The organism is Vibrio ouci (assembly GCF_004551525.1).
GTDB classification, from domain to species: Bacteria; Pseudomonadota; Gammaproteobacteria; order Enterobacterales; family Vibrionaceae; genus Vibrio; species Vibrio ouci.
In genome coordinates this window covers 98,944-116,387 of record NZ_SATR01000002.1, presented here as the reverse complement: position 1 = coordinate 116,387, position 17,444 = coordinate 98,944, and the positions used below count along the sequence as shown (strand labels likewise).

Here is a 17,444-nt window from a genome sequence, read left to right as displayed (position 1 = left end):
ATACTGTACAAGATGGAATTCAATAAAATTATCGGTTGACTATGCTTAAAAATTATCCAATGTGCAAATTGGCACTTTCTATTTCAGGTGTACTACTTCTCAGTGCTTGTGGAGGAGGCTCGGATGACTCGACCTCATCGACAAGTAGTGTTGATGCATACTCATACTCTTCTCTTAAAGAGTGTGCGGATACAGATCTGGATGGAGTATGTAGTACCTACGAACAAGAGATTTCTGACACCAGCACCTATTCAAAAATGATCAATGATAACGGGGCGATTCTGACTGCTCATGCAGGCTCAGAGATGGTGTCACCATTCACCACTTTAGTGCATAGTGAGATGCTGTTTAACCCAGCATTAAAAGGCGATGAAGAGAGCGCTATCACCTATCTGCAAAAAGCGCTTGGTGATAAAGTCGGGGTTAATTTTTTACATGTCGACACGACCCACGGCCCCAAACAACAGACCGAAGTTTTACTAAAAACTTTACGTCAAGCTCAGAGCCAAGGGCAGTTCGATCCCATGCTCAATATTGCCCATGCGCTCGATCTTATGATTGCCAATCAAACTATTGATTTATCGAGCATTAATCTAAAGTCACAACCAAGTAGACATGTTTCTTTTGATGGCCTACTTACCGTGCAGGGCTCGCAGGTCGACTCATCGCTCGTCGGGGCGAAATCGATTACGTATAATCCTGCCAATCAAAAGATTGTCTTCTTAGATGCGTCTGACAATGTGAAGCAAATTGATATTGGCAACAGAAATAATGCGGTCAGTGCTTCTGTACAACAAATGGCTCAACTTAAGACAATCAATCGCTATGACGATGATGATGACGACGACGATGATCACCATCACGGAGGCAGCATCGACGACTTACTTGGATGGCAGCAGGGCGAACATAAGCTTGTTCAAATTGAGCCTGCACTGAATAGTATTCAGTCTTACAAGCTTTATCAGCCTAAACTAGTCGCTCAAGCCAGTGAACAGTGTGGCTCAGCAGGAACCAGTGGTATTTTCCTGACCAGCTTGCACGATAAATCCACTCAAATTGCCAAACAATCAAAAGTCACCATTGATGCATACGGTGGTGCTTCCGGTAGCGTACCCATTCCAATCCCCAAACCAACTCCAGTAAACCCTGATGCGGATCTATCTGCACAGCGCTGCTTCAATGATAATTTCAACTGGATGATGCCGCTCTACAAGAAGAAATCGATCATTGCAGAACTAGACGATGGCATTTACGCAAAAGATAAATTGCGCTGGTTAAGCGCTGACAAACTGGTGATGGGCTCTGAAAGTTACACTCTATCAGCGACACAAGATTTTGTTGTAGCTTCACTTGATGAGTCTGAGCTCTTGATTGTCGATAGTGGTGCTGGCGGCAGCGATGATGCGGTATTGATTGACTCGACAACATTAGCAGCGAAATCAACCATCGGTATCAACAATGCGAAAGCAGCGGCATTCACGATTAACGATAAACTGATTTTTGGCCTTAAAGATAACAACGTTACTTGGGTAGAGAAGAGTCAATTCGCAACAGAGTTAAATAAGTTTGAATTGGATGCTGCTATCCATTTTGTAAAGTCATCCCCTAATGGCAAACAATCAGCAGTGGTAACCGATAGCTCACTCTACTTGTTGGATAACAGCAAATACCAAGTCATCGAGCAGTTCCCTATTCAAGGCAGTGCGGTAAAAGACCTAAGAGTGCTTAATGACAAAGCGGTGGCCGTTGTCGGTAATTCGATCGAATATTTCCAGTTTGCTAAAATTTCTGGTCCTAAGCTGAAAGTCGCTGCGCAGCTCATTACCAACCGTATTAAAGACAAATGGGCTGCAACGCCTTCCGCACACTGGAAAGCAACTAATATGGGCTTTTTACTTGAAGAAACCGGTATTGAAGCATCCGTTGCCAATAAGTTTGATTCCATCAACGTCAATTGGTTACCAACAGGTGTAACTCAAGCCAGTAACGTGACCGGAGTAAACATCAGTGGTCTAGATAGAGGGACGTGGATAACGTTATACAAACCTCTTTAATCAAAAAAGCGGCATCAATAAACTGTTTCGTGGGGGTCAGGAGCAAGTTTTGTTTGATGCCGCTTGGCTTGATTCACTACCAGTGACGGTTAAGTCAGTAGTTCTAATAGGCTCAACAGCGCCAATTTCTCCAACTTACTTGAAGAGTTAGCGAGTCGCGCTTGGTAGTAACGTATCATTACTTCTTTTTGCATCTTCGCCTCCTTAGTTGCAGTTATTGTCTCGCTTAATACGGAACAGAAAAACTGGCCAAATAAATTCATTCCATTCCTCTTATTGTCAATTGTTGGCGAATTTAGACATACCGGTGTAGAAACTCAGCCAAAATAGGAACAAACTAAGTGTCAACTTTGCTTGGTTTGTTGAGAGTTTCCGTGTCTGACTTAAATCTTATCCGCTATTACACCCGACTCGTTCCTATGGGAGTCGGCGTTGAGATCAAAACTGCATTGCCTATGGTGGCCGAGCTGCTGTTTACCAGTCCACGACACGCTCGCAACTTACTAAGCCAAATGCAGCAGCTTGAATGGTTAACTTGGGCACCAAAACCGGGACGTAACCAACGTTCCAGCTTGGTACTGAACCTAGAGTTGGATGAGCTTAAAAATAGGCTGGCCGCCAAACGAATTTTGCAAGGTAAGTACGAAAAGGCGCTATCTATACTCGATGACGACGAAATTGCTTTTGGCAGGCTGCTACAAAGTACTTCAGGCGCTTCCCTCCGAGAGGGTATGCTGCATATTCAGCTGACCTACAAACGCCCCTTTGAACGTCTCGTCCCCCATCAGCTACAAAGATCGAGTGAGCGTTATTTGCTTCGCCAAGTATATTGCTGCTTAGTCGGTAGCTCTCATAGTGGAGAATTGCAGCCGCAACTCGCCCACCACTGGTACTATGATGAAGAGAGCCTTGAGTGGACTTTCTATCTGCGCCCAAGTTTGAGTTTTCATAATGGCACCGCTATCGATGGCCCATGCATTAGCGAACTTTTCAGTAAACTGATGCAACTCGAAGATTACCAAAGTGAACTCCACCACTTAACAGCAGTTCATTCGCCAACACGTAACAAGGTGGTCTTTAAACTGTCGAAGCCTGACCAAGGGTTCGGCGGACTTATTTCGGGGGTTAAGTACTCTATCCAGCCACCAAGCCAGATCAGCCAATCAACCGCTCGCCAAGTGGTCGGTTCTGGGCCATTTGAGGTGACAGAGCATACGCAAACAAAACTCTGTTTACAGGCATTTGAACGCTACTACGCCTGCCGAGCACTCACCGATCAAGTGACCATTTGGCACCTCGACGAACTGGGACTGGAAAAACAGCAGATTCACACTAATCAACCTGGAGCACAATCAGACAAGCAGTGTAATTACTATGTATCTCATGCGGTGAGCCTGCACAAAGAAAAGGATGTCCAAAAAAGCCGAATTGAAGATGGCTGCATGTTCATCCTATTTAATCAAAGCGCCGACCAAGCTCTTGATGATGCTCAGAGACGATTTCTCTCAACTTACCTAACCGCAGATAAAGTCTATCGCTACCTTGATGAAACCAATCGTCTATTTGGCTGCGAAATCGCTGAGAACCTTCTGCCTATGTGGCATAAGATCACTCGCCCAGAAATGCCGTCGGTGACACTGCCTAAACAACTCAGTATTGCTGTCTACGACTATAGCTCTTTGTGGAACTGTGCCGCAGCATTGAAGTACCTACTTGAACGACAAGGGGTCGACGTCACTATCAATACTTACTCCTATCGCGAATTAACCACTCGTTCTAGCCAAGGAGAACTGTCCGAATCACTGATAATCACCAACATCAACCTTGATGATAATCGCCATGCGTCCGCTTTCAACAGCCTTTATCACAACCCAATTATTCAGCGTTGTATCGGCGACGAGTCTAAGCAGTGGCTCGTGCAACGTTTAGATGAACTTCGTTCACAAACGCCATTAAATAACTATTTGGATGCGTTAGAACCTATTGCATCAGCATTGATTAACCAGTTCTGGCTTTCACCACTCTTTCACCATAGGCAAACTCTGCGTTTCCAAGGGGTTCTTAACGATGTGGCACTGACCAACTGGGGATGGCCAGATATTAAAAACGTCTGGTCAACTGATTAACTAACGATACAAACCCTAAAAATTAATTTGAACTCAAAACAAATCGTTACATTTTTTATGAAAAACCTTAGATATCAACATAAATAATGTCTATTTTTCATGCCATTTACGCTCGATATTAAGTCAATTCATAGTAAATCCAGCTCATAACTCTTTCATAATAATTTGAACTCTAAATATCAATTCGCTATTTTTATAACGTATTCATTAAAAAGGAAATTAGAATGAAACTAAAAACAGCTGCATTACTCACGCTAACCGCGACCGCTTTTCAGGCCCAAGCTGATGAATGTGGCAAAGTCACCATCGCAGATATGAACTGGAACTCTGCCACTGTGATGGCCAACGTTGACCGCTTCATCCTTGAGCACGGATATGGCTGTGAGGCCGAATTAATTCCGGGCGATACCATGCCAACCGGCACATCGATGATTGAAAAAGGTCAACCTGATGTCGCTCCAGAGCTTTGGAGTAACAGCCTAAAAGATGCACTAGACAAAGGTGTGGCGGAAAAACGCTTACGTTACGCAGGTAAGTCTTTAGTTGATGGCGGCGAAGAAGGCTTCTGGGTACCTAAATACTTGGTAAAACAATACCCTGAGCTGGCCACTATCGAAGGTGTTAAGAAACACGCGAAACTATTCGAGCACCCTGAAGATCCTGATCAATCAGCATTCTATAGCTGTCCAGCTGGCTGGAACTGCCAAATCAGTGCTGGTCACCTATTCAATGCGTTAGCACTGGGTGAATCAGGCTTTACCATTGTTGACCCAGGTTCAAGTGCAGGTCTTTCTGGCGCAATTGCGAAAGCTTACGAACGTGAAGAAGCATGGTTTGGTTACTACTGGGCACCGACGGCCGTTTTGGGTAAATACGAAATGGTCAAAGTTGACTTTGGTAGTGGCGTAGATGAAGCCGAGTTTGTTGGCTGTACGACACAGCCTGAGTGTGCAGAACCTAAACCAACTATGTACCCACCTTCACCAGTGCATACGATTACTACAGAAGAGTTTGCTTCTCGTGCACCACAAGCTTACGACTACTTTGCTAAACGTGGCTTCACCAATGCGGATATGAACCAACTGCTAGCTTGGATGGAAGATAACCAAGCAGACGGTGAAGAAGCAATGTTCCACTTCTTAGAAGAGTACCCGCAAATCTGGACTGCATGGGTACCACAAGATGTGGCTGATAAAGTAAAACAAGCTCTATAGAAACAACACTAGAACTCTCTTAGCGCTTTGGCGCTATCCTATAGATGTACTCATTCACCGCATAGCAACACGCGGTGAATGAGAATAAAAGGAACTTATTGATGTCAAATGATAGCTGGTTCAACAGCTTTCCTGAAATGGAGCGTTCTGATCTTAGAGCGATTCGCAAGACGCTTGATGGCGCATACCGAGATTTTTCTCGTGAATACGGAGATATGATCGAATCATTCTTCGACCCTCTTCTCTCTTTTCTTATCTGGTTTGAAAAGCTTCTTCTCTCAACGCCTTGGATGCTCGTCTTAGCGATTTGTACTGGTCTTGTCTATGCCGCCAGCCGTTCGTGGAAACTTTCTCTTGGCTGTTTTGTTTCCCTTATTCTGATTGGTTATTTTGGGATGTGGGAAGATACGATGCGCACGTTAAGTATCATTACTGTCTGTACCTTACTTTCCATTGTGCTAGGTATTCCTATCGGCATTGCGATGGCCCGCTCGAATCGAGTCCAATCCATTGTCACTCCAATGCTTGATATCATGCAAACCATGCCAGCTTTCGTCTATCTGATCCCTGTAGTAATGCTACTCGGTATCGGTAAGATCCCAGGCTTAATTGCCGTAGTCATTTACGCTATTCCACCAGTAATCCGTTTAACGAACCTTGGGATTCGCTTGGTCGACAAAGAGGTGTTAGAAGCATCAACGGCCTTTGGTGCCAGCGCTAAGCAGCGTCTGTTCGGCGTACAGTTACCCCTTGCAATGCCAACCATCATGGCGGGCATCAACCAAACGATTATGATGTCGCTATCGATGGTAGTTATCGCCTCAATGATCGGCGTTAAAGGACTGGGACAACCTGTACTCAAGGCCATCACAAACCAATATTTCACTCTTGGGCTACTGAATGGTTTTGCAATTGTTGTCCTTGCGATCTTGTTCGATCGTGCTTCACAAGCTTACGCAAAAAGAACGCAAGCCCACCTTGGAGATCTAAAACATGACTAAACCACTTATCGAAATCAGTGGACTGTATAAGGTCTTCGGCGAAAAGCCTCACAAGGTAATGCCGCGTGTTAAACAAGGTGAAAGCAAAGATAAAGTTCTAGCGGAAACAGGTCACACCGTCGGTTTGAAAGAGATTAACCTCAGCATCAAGCAAGGTGAAATCTTCGTTATTATGGGGCTATCTGGCTCTGGAAAATCGACCTTAATTCGTCACTTCAATCGACTGATCGACCCAACCGAAGGACAGATTCTGGTTGAAGGGACAGACATAATGAAGCTCGACCAAAAAGAGCTGGAAGAGTTCCGCCGTCACAAAATGTCGATGGTATTTCAGCGTTTTGGGCTACTACCGCACCGCACCGTGGTCGACAATGTTGCTTACGGCTTAGAGGTTCAAGGGATCGAAAAAACTCAGCGCCTTGCTAAAGCCTATGAGTGGTTAGAAACGGTTGGCTTAAAAGGTTATGAAAAGCAGTACCCATCTCAACTATCTGGTGGTCAGCAACAACGTGTTGGTCTAGCCCGTGCGCTGTGTACTGACGCAGAAATCTTGCTGATGGATGAAGCTTTCTCTGCGCTTGACCCATTGATCCGCAGTGAGATGCAAGATCAGTTGATTGAGCTACAGGAAAAGCTACACAAGACCATCGTTTTCATTACTCACGATCTAGACGAAGCACTACGCTTAGGTGACCGAATTGCGATTTTGAAAGATGGTGAGTTGGTTCAGCAAGGTACCCCGGATGAAATCTTACTTCACCCTGCTGATGATTATGTGGAAGCCTTCGTCAAAGATGTAAACCGAGCGCGTGCACTGACGGTTGAAACCGTGATGAACCCACAAGCTTACCGAATCAGCGCCAATACTATCCAAGAAGCCATCTCGCAAATGAAAGGCATCAAGCAAGATTACGCCTACCATGTGACTGAAGAAGGTTACCAAGGAGTATTAACCAAAGAAGGCTTAAACGACGCGGCGAAAGCGACAACTGAAGAAGCCATCAGTGAAGAAATCTATGAAGAGGTACCTTCGGTATCACCTGATGCTGCTATCGAAGAGGTGTTGGTCGATACCATGTCGTACGACTACTCTTTGCCTGTCGTTGATGAAGATGGCAACTTGCAAGGCGAATTAGAGCGTAGTGCGGTCGCCGAAATTTTCTCAGAGCCATCAGATGAAGAGCCAGCTGATAGCCCAAAGCTCGATAAAGTTTCCTAACCTCTGACGTTCTACTCTAAAAGCCTAGCCTCGCGCTAGGCTTTTTCGTTTAAGGCTTTCGACCTTCATTTCCATTGGTTAATTCGAATACCCCAAAACCGGAATCATCGAGTAAATGATTAAGTTAAGTCCGTACTAAGTTCTAGGAATGTAAACTTTCTGTTAATCAGACTATTACGGTTGATAATAAAATCAAAACGCCTAATATCGAATGATATCCCGCATAAATTAAGGAAGATAAAATGCAACGTTCATCATTAGCCATTTTTGTATCTCTTGCTATTGCATCAGGCGCAGCGCTGGCCGAAAAACCTGAATGGGCTGGTAAAGGCAAACCGGATCTTGACGAAGTAAAAACTTTTGCCGACGCGAAAAAGCTCGACGCTGAACTCGAAGAGCATGAAGAAAACCTCGACAAGCTCATTAAAGAGAAACGTGACGAAGCTAAAAAAGCCAAAGGCAAGAACAAAGACAAGTTAAAAAAAGAGCTCGAAGAACTTGAAGATGAAGCGGACGAACTAGAAGAAGCGAAAGATAAACTGAAAGATAAGAAAGAAAAGCTCAAGAATAACAAGTCTAAAGATCGTGATGAAGACGACGAGGACGAAGATGATGACAAGAAAGACAAAGATAAGAAAAAAGATAAGTCTAAAGGAAAAGACAAACACGAAGGTAAAAAGTCTGACAAGGAGCGCAAAGAGCTAGATAAAGGCTCTGAGCAAGGTCAAGAAAAACGCGAAGAGAACAGCAATAAATGGTGGATTTTCGGCGACTAATCTAGCTTACCATCTTATTAACTACAAAAACCCTCCAAGTTGGAGGGTTTTGTCTATTTGCTAAAAATTTAACTTGTCTCGCCCTAAGAGTCGTGTAAGTTAAGGTGCACAAATCTTCTTTCTAACCTATGTACCCTTATCAAATGAGCCACCAGCAAATAAAGTTCATTGCCGCCGATATGGACGGAACCCTTCTTGATGAAAACAGCCAACTTAGCCCTGAATTCTTTGAGTTATACCCACAACTTGAAGAGAAAGGCATTATCTTTGCCGCAGCTTCTGGCCGTCAGTATTACAGCTTGATTGAAACATTCGCACCTTTAAAAGATCGCATGATGTTTATTGCCGAAAACGGCACCATGGTAATGCACCAAGGCAAAGAGCTGTATAGCTGCGGAATGGACGATGACTCTATCCAAGCTATCATCAACCAAGCAAGATCAATCGATGGCGCGCAAATCGTGTTGTGCGGGAAAAAGTCAGCCTATATTGAAACGCAAGACCCTCAGGCAATCGCTGAGTTCTCTAAATATTACAAGAACTGCCAATACGTAGAAGACCTACTGACCGTCGAAGACGAGTTTATTAAAATCGCAATATGCCACTTTGGCGGTACAGAAGAACTTGTGTACCCATCATTCAATCAAGCATTTGGGGCTAGCCACCAAGTCGTTGTCAGTGCCAAAATCTGGCTTGATGTGATGAATGCAGAGGCATCTAAAGGCGCTGCAATTGAATTTCTTCAGCAGTCATTGAACTTCTCTCATGAACAAACCATGAGCTTTGGTGACTACCTAAACGATTTGGAGATGCTTAAGGCGAGCTACCATTCATACGCGATGGAAAATGCTCACCCTAAGGTCAAAGAAGTTGCACGCTTCGCAGCCCCTAGTAACCGCGAAGCTGGAGTATTCTCTGTTATTAAGCGTGAAGTCCTAAGCTAGGCCTGATAAAGCTCTAAAGGTAAGCCGTCCGGATCGCTGAAAAACGTGTACGGCTTACCGGTAAATTCATCGATGCGAATCGGCTCTACCTCTATCCCCTTTTCAGCCAAGTAGTTGGCGTAACCTTCTACAGATTCAACGGTAAAAGCCAAATGCCGTAAACCTTGCGCTTCTGGTCTAGATGGTCTTGCCGGAGGGTTGGGAAAAGAAAACAACTCCAATTGCCCGCCGTCTGGTAAGGCAAGATCTAACTTGTATGAGTCTCTTTCTTGACGGTAGTTTTCAGCCAATACCTTAAGTCCTAGCACTTGCGTGTAGAAGCGCTTCGACGCTGAGTAGTCTGAACAAATAATTGCCACATGATGAATGCGTTGTAACTGCACTTTTATCCCTTAATCGATAACCAATGATCCATCCTGATTAAACTCCCAGCAGTCGCCAAAAGCAATCTCCCACAAATAACCATCAGGATCAGAAAAGTAACCGCTATAGCCTCCCCAGAAAACATCTTGGGCGGGCTTTTCCAACTTTGCACCAAGACTAACGGCTTTGTTAAGAATATCGTCGACTTCAGGCTTGGAACGAGTATTGTGAGCCAAAGTGATACCACCAAAGCCTGACGACTTGACTGCCATATCCGGTGAGACATCATCAGCAAGTGCTTCGAGTGGATAGAGCGCTAAACACACCCCGCCCGTCTTAAAGAAAATAATTCCATCTTCCGGCGATCTTGAACTTGGAAAGCCAAGTCCAGTGTAAAACTCAAATGAGCGTTGAAGATCCTTTACCCCTAGGGTGATGATGCTGACTCTCGGTTCCATAGCTGTTTATTTCATCCATTTATTCATGCTATTCGATAATAGAGTATCAATGACGACAAAACTATCGAGTCGATCTCGACCTTGAGGCGAATATAAAAACTCCCCGATGAGCAAGATGCCCATCAGGGAGTGTTAAATCACACTGAATTACCACAATTCAGGTTTGTTAAATTCAGGCACACAAACGCTAAGACCAGCAAGCGCTTCAATCTTCTCTTCGCCCAATGACTGAGCCATCCATCCGTGAGGAAAGCTCAATGGCAGTGGCGCTTTAAAGGCTTGCTCAGTCACCTGATCAAATCCAGTTTTGCTATAAAACTTCGGGTCACCATAGGTAAAGGCCAATTTCACCCCTTGGTCTCGCATTGAAGTTAAGCCGAATTCGATCAATGTCTGACCCACGCCTTTACCCTGGTAATCTGTGCGTACGGCCACAGGCGCCATCAAAAAGCACTCACTTTCATTTTCATTTTCAAACGCTAAGCGAGTAAACAAGATACAACCAACAACGTCACTACCATCTCTCGCCACTGCAACTGAGATGTCTTGCTCAGGGGTTTGCGAGATAAGATTATTGACCAATTCACCGATCATTTGACCTTCTGCTGGCCCTTCTGAATCGGAAAATGTTCTGCTAAATAACTCGATAATCGATGCTGTTTCAGTGGTGTTGTAAATACCGTAATTCATTATTCATTCCTCTCAAATTTGTGCCTGCAGCATAAACTGTAAAGTTATAGACAGGTCAAACACTGTTTAAGATTTTTTACTCCGCCACCCTTAAAATAAACATCTGATAATCGAACTGGTGCTCTCGCTGCTGATAAGCTTCGACTTCACGTTTCAGGCTTTCAATTGCACTTGAGCCTTCTAGCACTTTTTCAACTTCATCAATGCGTTGGCTAAGTGGTTGATAGTAGTTATCCCATGACTCATCACTAATCGGGAAGGAGTTCACCACTTCATACCCTAGTCGCTGAGCCAGTTTGACTCGTGACGTCGCTGTCGTCATATCTGGGTATTCCCCTTGCCAAAATGCCTTAGTGTCTTGGCTAGGCTCATCCACTCGCCATACAAGATCACTCACAACAAGTATCCCATTAGGTTTGAGTAATTTACGCCAGCTTTTTAGCGCGTTCTCAACCCCAATAATGTACGCGCTGCACTCAGCCCAAATGACATCAAAAGTCCCATGCTGAAATGGTAATTTCCCCATATCGGCGCAGACGGTAGTCACTCGATCACTGAGGCCGAGCGTCTGAAGAGTGTTATCAAGGAAGTTAAGCGCAGGCTGGTCATTATCAATCGCAGTGATATGCGCATCCGTATGACTCGCCAGTAGCTTGGTCGCGATACCTTGGCCACAACCAATCTCTAGCCACTCTCCACTTTTATCAGGCAGCAGACCAAGTGCTTTGTCAGTATCAAATTCGCTCCCCGGCCCCCAGCGTTCTAACGCTTCAAAGACCCGCATAAAATCTTGCATGTAACGCTCATGTTCATTCATATCTTTCGACAACCACTTTAAATGCATCGCTTGTTTTTCATCGAAGCCCTGCTTTATCAACCATTCAAGGTGCGCATCAGGAGCAATGTTATTTAGGTTGCTATGCCACTCATCTAAACGACTCTCACCAAGCAGTGCTGCCAACAAATCACGCGATTTCTGCTTCTTCTCAATTTCTTGATCAAGCTCGCTCAGCCTTTGTTTCAAAAGCGCTCGATCAATCTTCTCATCCAAACACGATTGGCACTCTTTTAGAGTTAGACCACCCGCTTGCAAGTTTTGCAGCAACTTTAAGCGTTGGAGGTCTTTATCTCCGTATGAACGATAGCCATTGCTCATACGCTGACCTTTAATCAGCCCAAGCTTTTCATAGTAAAGCAAGGTGGTACGAGAAAGGCCCAATAGTTCAGCGAGCTGAGAGATTTTATACATGAAAAGCTACCTAAATAACGGTTTAGTGGTATATAGCCTAAACTATAGAGCTATAGACAGGTAAAGTCATCAGACACTCTGAGATTAGGCGATTTCCCGTACTGAGGTTTGCCACAATATCAACGCCGTCGCAATTTGAGCTGCACAGCAACAAATAAACACCGCACTAACACCAAACCAAGCAATCAAGTACCCCGATGCCGCGAGTCCAATCGGCATAAGCAATTTAAATAGTGAGCCAGTAATGCCTGCCACGCGGCCAAGATATTGCGATTCAAACGCTTCTTGTCGATAGGTCCAGATGCAAATACTGCCGTACAAACCGACTGCAGAGACCCACAGAAACGCCACAATAAGTCCCCAAACGTTGGGTAGCAGCAAGGGTAGAACAAAGCCAATTGCTTCTAAAGATAAAGAGACGATGAGCAGTCGACCAAGTCCCATTTTTGCCCGTACCTTGTCGGCACTAAATGCGCCTATCAGTCCGCCAAAGCCTGATGCGGCGATTAAATAACTGACCTCTATTGAGCTTAAAGCCAGTTCGGCCTTACCGTAATAAATGGCTTGAATCCAGAACACCGCGCCCGTGGTATTAATCACCATCACAGCAAGGGTGATTTGCCACATGTTGCGCTCCGCTCTTAGAACCTGCCAGCCTTCCTTTAGAGAATCGAGCACATTGCGCTGATCATTCATAGGTTGGTGAGTAAATTCGAGTTTTTCCAGTTGCCAGAACGCGAGCAGCAATAGGAAAGCAACCAACAGAAAGACGTTGTGGATGGCTGAAACCAACAGTAGCGTACCGGAAAGCACTGGCCCTACTGTTTCCATAAGGCTATTTAGCGAACTCATCCTTGCGACTGCGGTATTTTGCACTTGCTCTGGCAACGCGCTCTTTAGCATCGTCATTCGAGCGTTGTGATAGCCGTAGTTCATCGCCATCATGACAAAAGCCGCAGGAAACAATACCCACAGAGGCTGCGATAGCCATTCGACCGCAAAGTATGAGCAAAGCACGACCAAAAGTTGCCCCAGTAGCATCGCTTGAGACCAACGTTTTTTGTTTACCCTATCAACCCACACACCAATAAACAGTGCCAGCAGTAGGTTAGGCAGAAACTCAACCGCCCTCATCCAGCCCATCATTTGCGCTGACTCGGTAAGCTCATACACCAACAGAGGCAGCGCCAAATTGTAGATTTGTGCCGAAAATGCCACCAGCAACGCACTAGAAAACAGCACCTGAAACGAGCGATTACGCCAAACAGAAGAATGAGGCTGAGCTAACGTATTCATTTATTTATCCTTTCATCCTGAAGAGAATCTCCTATTATCGAGATTAAAAGATGAAGAAAAATAGAAATTAAAAAACGGAATTTCACCTTTATGAGCTATTGGAAATCCCTCGCATTTTGTCGAGACACGTTAAACACAAACGATTGGACGTCGATTTCTCTCAACCAATTCAGTGAGTTTATTGGCTGTACCCGCCGCAATACCCAGTTTCTGATTAAACGTTTGATTAGCGATCATCACATTTTATGGCAGCCCGGTGTCGGTAGAGGAAACTTGCCCAAGGCCAAATTAGTCACTTGTATCGACCCGATTCTGATTGAGAAAGCTCAAAACTTGCTCAAAAACGGTAAAATTGAACAGGCGCTAGACTTAGTAAAACCGAACCAACGGGACAGTTTCCTCAGCCATTACTTATCCCAATACCAAGCTACTGACTCGCAGCAAGACATATTGCAAATACCCTTTTATCGGGCAACGCACGACCTAGACCCGATTGGCATCAATCGCCGCACTGAACAACATATCGCCTCTTACCTTTACGCAAGACTTCTCCACGTCGATCCCGTTGATGGCTCACTACAAGGTGACCTCGCCCACTCGTGGGTAATAGAGCACGATAGGATTCATATTAAGCTGCGTAAGGGGCTAAAATTTCACGATGGCAGTCCACTGCAGGCAAAGGATGTCAAAGAGCATTTTCAGCGTTTGAGTCAATCACCAACCGCCAGTAAGGCTCTGTTTAATTTCATCGACGACATCATCATCGAAGATCTACTTTCACTCGTCTTTGTTAGTCGGTCAGCGCCGAAACTGGTGCCTAAGCTACTTGCACATGGCGCAACAGGGATCACTAAAATGGAGCAAGGACACATCATTGGCAGCGGTTCATTTAAGCTAGCGGAGCAAAGCGAGTGGCGCACACTACTCACCGTCAACCCTTACTATCATGGTTACCGACCATGGATAGATGGTATCGAAATCTGGAACGTGGGTAATAATGCCAAGAGTTTGGAACTCAACTGCGACGTGGTACATGCAAGCCATCTAAGAGCACATACTGCGCCACTATTTCACTCCAAGCAACAATGGGAGCTCGGTTGTGTACATGCCATGCTCAACCCTCTGCGCCACTCATGGATGAAAAAACGCCAACATCGATTTTGGCTACAGACTCTTATGCAGGTGATGGGCGAACCGAGTGGAGCGCAGTGTGAAGTCGTCGCACAATCTAGCGGAATGCTCTCAACCCCACAGCCGATTGCCAAAGCTAATCTCACGCAAGCGGAAACAACATTAAGTGAGCTCAATAAACCAAGTGAACCATTACAGATTGTGACCTATCAGCTAGGTACTCACATTGAAACGGCCAAGCTTATCAGCGCGGCGCTGAGTAAAGTTGGCGTCACCAATAAATTGACGATATTGGAATATCCCGTATTTAATCAGCTCGATACGTTGCGCGATTTCGACATCATAGTAACCGGAGAAGTCTTTGGTGAGGACTTGCCAATGTCGTGGCTAGGCTGGTTGCTGTGTACTTTCTCTAACCTCGCCTGCTTAGATGCCAAGTCAACGCAATGGTTACACAATCAATGCGTCAAAGCGATCGCTCTTTCGACAGAGAAAGCTAAGCTCAATGCCTTTCAACGCATCGAACGCGACTTAAAAGCGAAAGGCTTATACCAACCACTTTATCACGTGCAGCAAGACCTCAGCATTTCAGAGAGCGTATCCACTCCAGATTTACTGGCAAACGGATGGATTGACTTCAATAAGGTCACCATGAACTAAAGTTGTAATTTAATTATTTATTAAACAGAGGGAATTTTACCCCCAATGAAGTGCAGGTTATTTATAAGATGGTAAACTAGAGTATTACTCTATTTTAAATGTTGCGGTATTGATGAAGCGTTACCTTTCTTTTGTGATCACCTACTTTGCTCTGAGTGCGTCTTTTTCTGCGCACGCTGCGTGCAATGTAGAACCACAGCATGACTTTCTCTATCAACAGGTTGAAAGTGATGAACGCTCAATGCTTAACTTCTACTACCAATCCCTATGTCGCCCTGGTCAGGTCCAGCTCAGTAATATTTCATTGCCGAGCAACGCATCAGTACAAGGCAAAGCGTTATACTATTTTGGCCTGCTGAACCTGAAAAAGTATGAAGGGATAGCCATCAACACTCCGCCAGATTTAGTCCAAATCGGACAGCAAAATGGCATCAGTTGGATAACAGCGGAAGCCAAGCTCAATAACGCAATTAAGCTGATCGAATCGGATCAACTGCGTGAAGGAGAACGCTTGCTGCACGAGACGATTCCTATCGCAAGAGAGATTGGCTATAAGCGCTTACTGGCAAGAATTTATCGCTGGCTAGGCAATATCAAAATGCAGCACTCTGACATCAAGGGCAGCCTCAACTATTACAAGATGGCCTATGCTTTGGTCAATGAGATCGGTGACAACTTCCAAGCGACCATGACACTCAATAATATCGCCACCGTGTACATGCAATCTGAGGAGTGGAAACAAGCCAATTCATACATTAAGAATGCGCTGTCACTCTACGTTGAGAATAACTATGACAACAGTCTGTTTGAGGCGATTCTTTACGCCAACTCAAGTGCTATCTATTTCGCGACAGGCGACCATCAACAAGCAGCGGATTACATGCGATTAGCACTTCAAGAAGCCGATAAAACGGGCTCAAATCGCATTAAGTTTTCGACCTTGTCTAATATGTCTCAACTCTACTCTAGTGTTGGCCGCCCGACTGAAGCCTTGGATATGGCGCAGCGCTGCCTCGATCTGTCCAAGCAATCTCCCGACTCCCCGGTGATGTTAGCCACTTGCTATGATTCGTTTGCAACCGCCTATTTAGCGCAAGAGAACTATGACCAAACCATAGCCTATGCGCACAAGTCTCTGGATATTCTTGCTATTTCCGAAAGCAAAGAAACAGCTTGGGAACTCCAACTTCTGGCGCATCTTGTCACCGCATATGAAAAGCTAGGTGACTATCAGCAAGCGCTCAACTATATGAAGCAGTCCGCACTACTGAAACAGGACTTCAATCGACAAACTTACAATGAAGAAATCATCAGTGAGAAAGGCGCGTTAGAGCGCACGCTTAACAAGCGCGAAGTCGAGCTACTGGAAGCAACCAATGCCCTTCAAGCAGCAAAGTTGGAGGAGCAACGCTCGAAGAACATTCTCTATACCGCATTATTCATTTTCGTCAGCTACTTTGCTGCGCGAGTCTTGTTACGTTTAAAGCAGTCAAATTCCGAATTGAAAGAGCAAAACCACACCGATTTGCTCACCGGAGCCTACAATCGACGCTACCTAGAGCAATGGGTCAAACAAGAGAAAATCGTTACCTCCAACGTACTTGTCTCAGTATTAGACATCGACCATTTTAAATCTTTTAACGATCAACATGGCCATGACATCGGTGACATGGTGCTTAAGGAAACGGTCCAAGTACTCCAAGGTCAACTGCGTAAGCAAGATCAATTGATTCGTTGGGGTGGTGAAGAGTTTATTTTGCTGATCCCGCTTGATGGCGGTGAAAATGTCACAGGGATATTAGAGAGATTGCTTCGCTGTATTGAGTCTCATCAATACGCTTACGGCTCACAGCAGTTTAGCGTCACCATCTCTATGGGGGCTAAAGTCTGCAGTGGCCAATCACTTTCTAGTCATTGGGATGAGAACTTCGCTCAAGCTGATGCTGCGCTATACCAAGCCAAAAGCGCAGGCAGAAATCGCTACCAAGTTGCTGTGTGATGCTCGACAAACATCTGTTCTAAGTCGCTTGCTTTTTGCTCAATACCCTAAGTATACTCGGGCCATCATTTCTGTAGGAGATTACGCCAATATGAAGAACTAAACCTGTCATCCAACTTCACATTATCTTTGGATTTACAGGGTTAGTAGGCGTAGCTCACTCTCAGCTATTTCTTTGCGTTAAGTTTCAAACTCAGCTTTTGATATGATTTTTGACAGCACAGATCTAACTTCACAACACTATTCATAGCTACGGCTGCCCCC

Annotated in this window: 14 protein-coding genes; 9 read left to right on the top strand and 5 right to left on the bottom strand. The window is 45.0% G+C overall.

Going from position 1 to position 17,444, the window contains the following annotated elements; genetic code table 11:
* The first annotated feature begins 41 nt into the window (after nt 1-41).
* From ELS82_RS02170 to ELS82_RS02140, 7 genes are all read left to right on the top strand, one after another.
* Nucleotides 42-2,054, top strand: coding sequence for a hypothetical protein (locus ELS82_RS02170; protein ID WP_244230742.1), 2,013 nt, complete (start codon nt 42-44; stop codon nt 2,052-2,054).
* Nucleotides 2,055-2,428: 374 nt separating this feature from the next.
* Nucleotides 2,429-4,180 (top strand): SgrR family transcriptional regulator, encoded by a 1,752-nt coding sequence (locus ELS82_RS02165; RefSeq protein ID WP_134834020.1) that lies wholly within the window; start codon nt 2,429-2,431, stop codon nt 4,178-4,180.
* Between the two features lie 224 nt (nt 4,181-4,404).
* Complete coding sequence (locus tag ELS82_RS02160; RefSeq protein ID WP_134834019.1) at nt 4,405-5,394, top strand: ABC transporter substrate-binding protein; 990 nt, start codon at nt 4,405-4,407, stop codon at nt 5,392-5,394.
* Between the two features lie 101 nt (nt 5,395-5,495).
* Nucleotides 5,496-6,395: an ABC transporter permease gene (locus tag ELS82_RS02155; protein WP_134834018.1), complete on the top strand. Its 900-nt coding sequence runs from the start codon at nt 5,496-5,498 to the stop codon at nt 6,393-6,395.
* Nucleotides 6,388-7,614 (top strand): quaternary amine ABC transporter ATP-binding protein, encoded by a 1,227-nt coding sequence (locus tag ELS82_RS02150; RefSeq protein WP_134834017.1) that lies wholly within the window; start codon nt 6,388-6,390, stop codon nt 7,612-7,614. The genes ELS82_RS02155 and ELS82_RS02150 overlap by 8 nt, the downstream gene beginning before the upstream one ends.
* Before the next feature lie 242 nt (nt 7,615-7,856).
* Nucleotides 7,857-8,390: a hypothetical protein gene (locus tag ELS82_RS02145; RefSeq protein ID WP_134834016.1), complete on the top strand. Its 534-nt coding sequence runs from the start codon at nt 7,857-7,859 to the stop codon at nt 8,388-8,390.
* A gap of 143 nt (nt 8,391-8,533) precedes the next feature.
* Nucleotides 8,534-9,334, top strand: coding sequence for a Cof-type HAD-IIB family hydrolase (locus ELS82_RS02140; RefSeq protein ID WP_134834015.1), 801 nt, complete (start codon nt 8,534-8,536; stop codon nt 9,332-9,334).
* Here ELS82_RS02140 and gloA2 read toward each other — a convergent pair.
* The 5 genes from gloA2 to ELS82_RS02115 form a co-directional block, all read right to left on the bottom strand.
* On the bottom strand, nt 9,331-9,717 hold the full coding sequence (gene gloA2, locus ELS82_RS02135) for an SMU1112c/YaeR family gloxylase I-like metalloprotein (protein WP_134834014.1): 387 nt from the start codon (nt 9,715-9,717) through the stop codon (nt 9,331-9,333). The genes ELS82_RS02140 and gloA2 overlap by 4 nt on opposite strands.
* A 9-nt stretch (nt 9,718-9,726) precedes the next feature.
* Complete coding sequence (locus tag ELS82_RS02130; RefSeq protein WP_134834013.1) at nt 9,727-10,155, bottom strand: VOC family protein; 429 nt, start codon at nt 10,153-10,155, stop codon at nt 9,727-9,729.
* Nucleotides 10,156-10,302: 147 nt separating this feature from the next.
* Nucleotides 10,303-10,845 carry a GNAT family N-acetyltransferase gene (locus tag ELS82_RS02125; RefSeq protein WP_134834012.1) on the bottom strand — a complete coding sequence of 181 codons (543 nt, stop codon included), beginning with the start codon at nt 10,843-10,845 and terminating at the stop codon, nt 10,303-10,305.
* Between the two features lie 76 nt (nt 10,846-10,921).
* Nucleotides 10,922-12,094 carry a MerR family transcriptional regulator gene (locus tag ELS82_RS02120; protein ID WP_134834011.1) on the bottom strand — a complete coding sequence of 391 codons (1,173 nt, stop codon included), beginning with the start codon at nt 12,092-12,094 and terminating at the stop codon, nt 10,922-10,924.
* A gap of 84 nt (nt 12,095-12,178) precedes the next feature.
* Nucleotides 12,179-13,390, bottom strand: coding sequence for an MFS transporter (locus ELS82_RS02115; RefSeq protein ID WP_134834010.1), 1,212 nt, complete (start codon nt 13,388-13,390; stop codon nt 12,179-12,181).
* A 90-nt stretch (nt 13,391-13,480) separates the two neighbouring features.
* Between ELS82_RS02115 and ELS82_RS02110 the strand changes: the two genes are divergently transcribed.
* Entirely contained in the window at nt 13,481-15,181 is a 1,701-nt protein-coding gene (locus ELS82_RS02110; RefSeq protein ID WP_134834009.1) for an ABC transporter substrate-binding protein, read from the top strand.
* 112 nt (nt 15,182-15,293) lie between these two features.
* Nucleotides 15,294-17,180 carry a tetratricopeptide repeat-containing diguanylate cyclase gene (locus tag ELS82_RS02105; RefSeq protein ID WP_134834008.1) on the top strand — a complete coding sequence of 629 codons (1,887 nt, stop codon included), beginning with the start codon at nt 15,294-15,296 and terminating at the stop codon, nt 17,178-17,180.
* Nucleotides 17,181-17,444 lie beyond the last annotated feature (264 nt).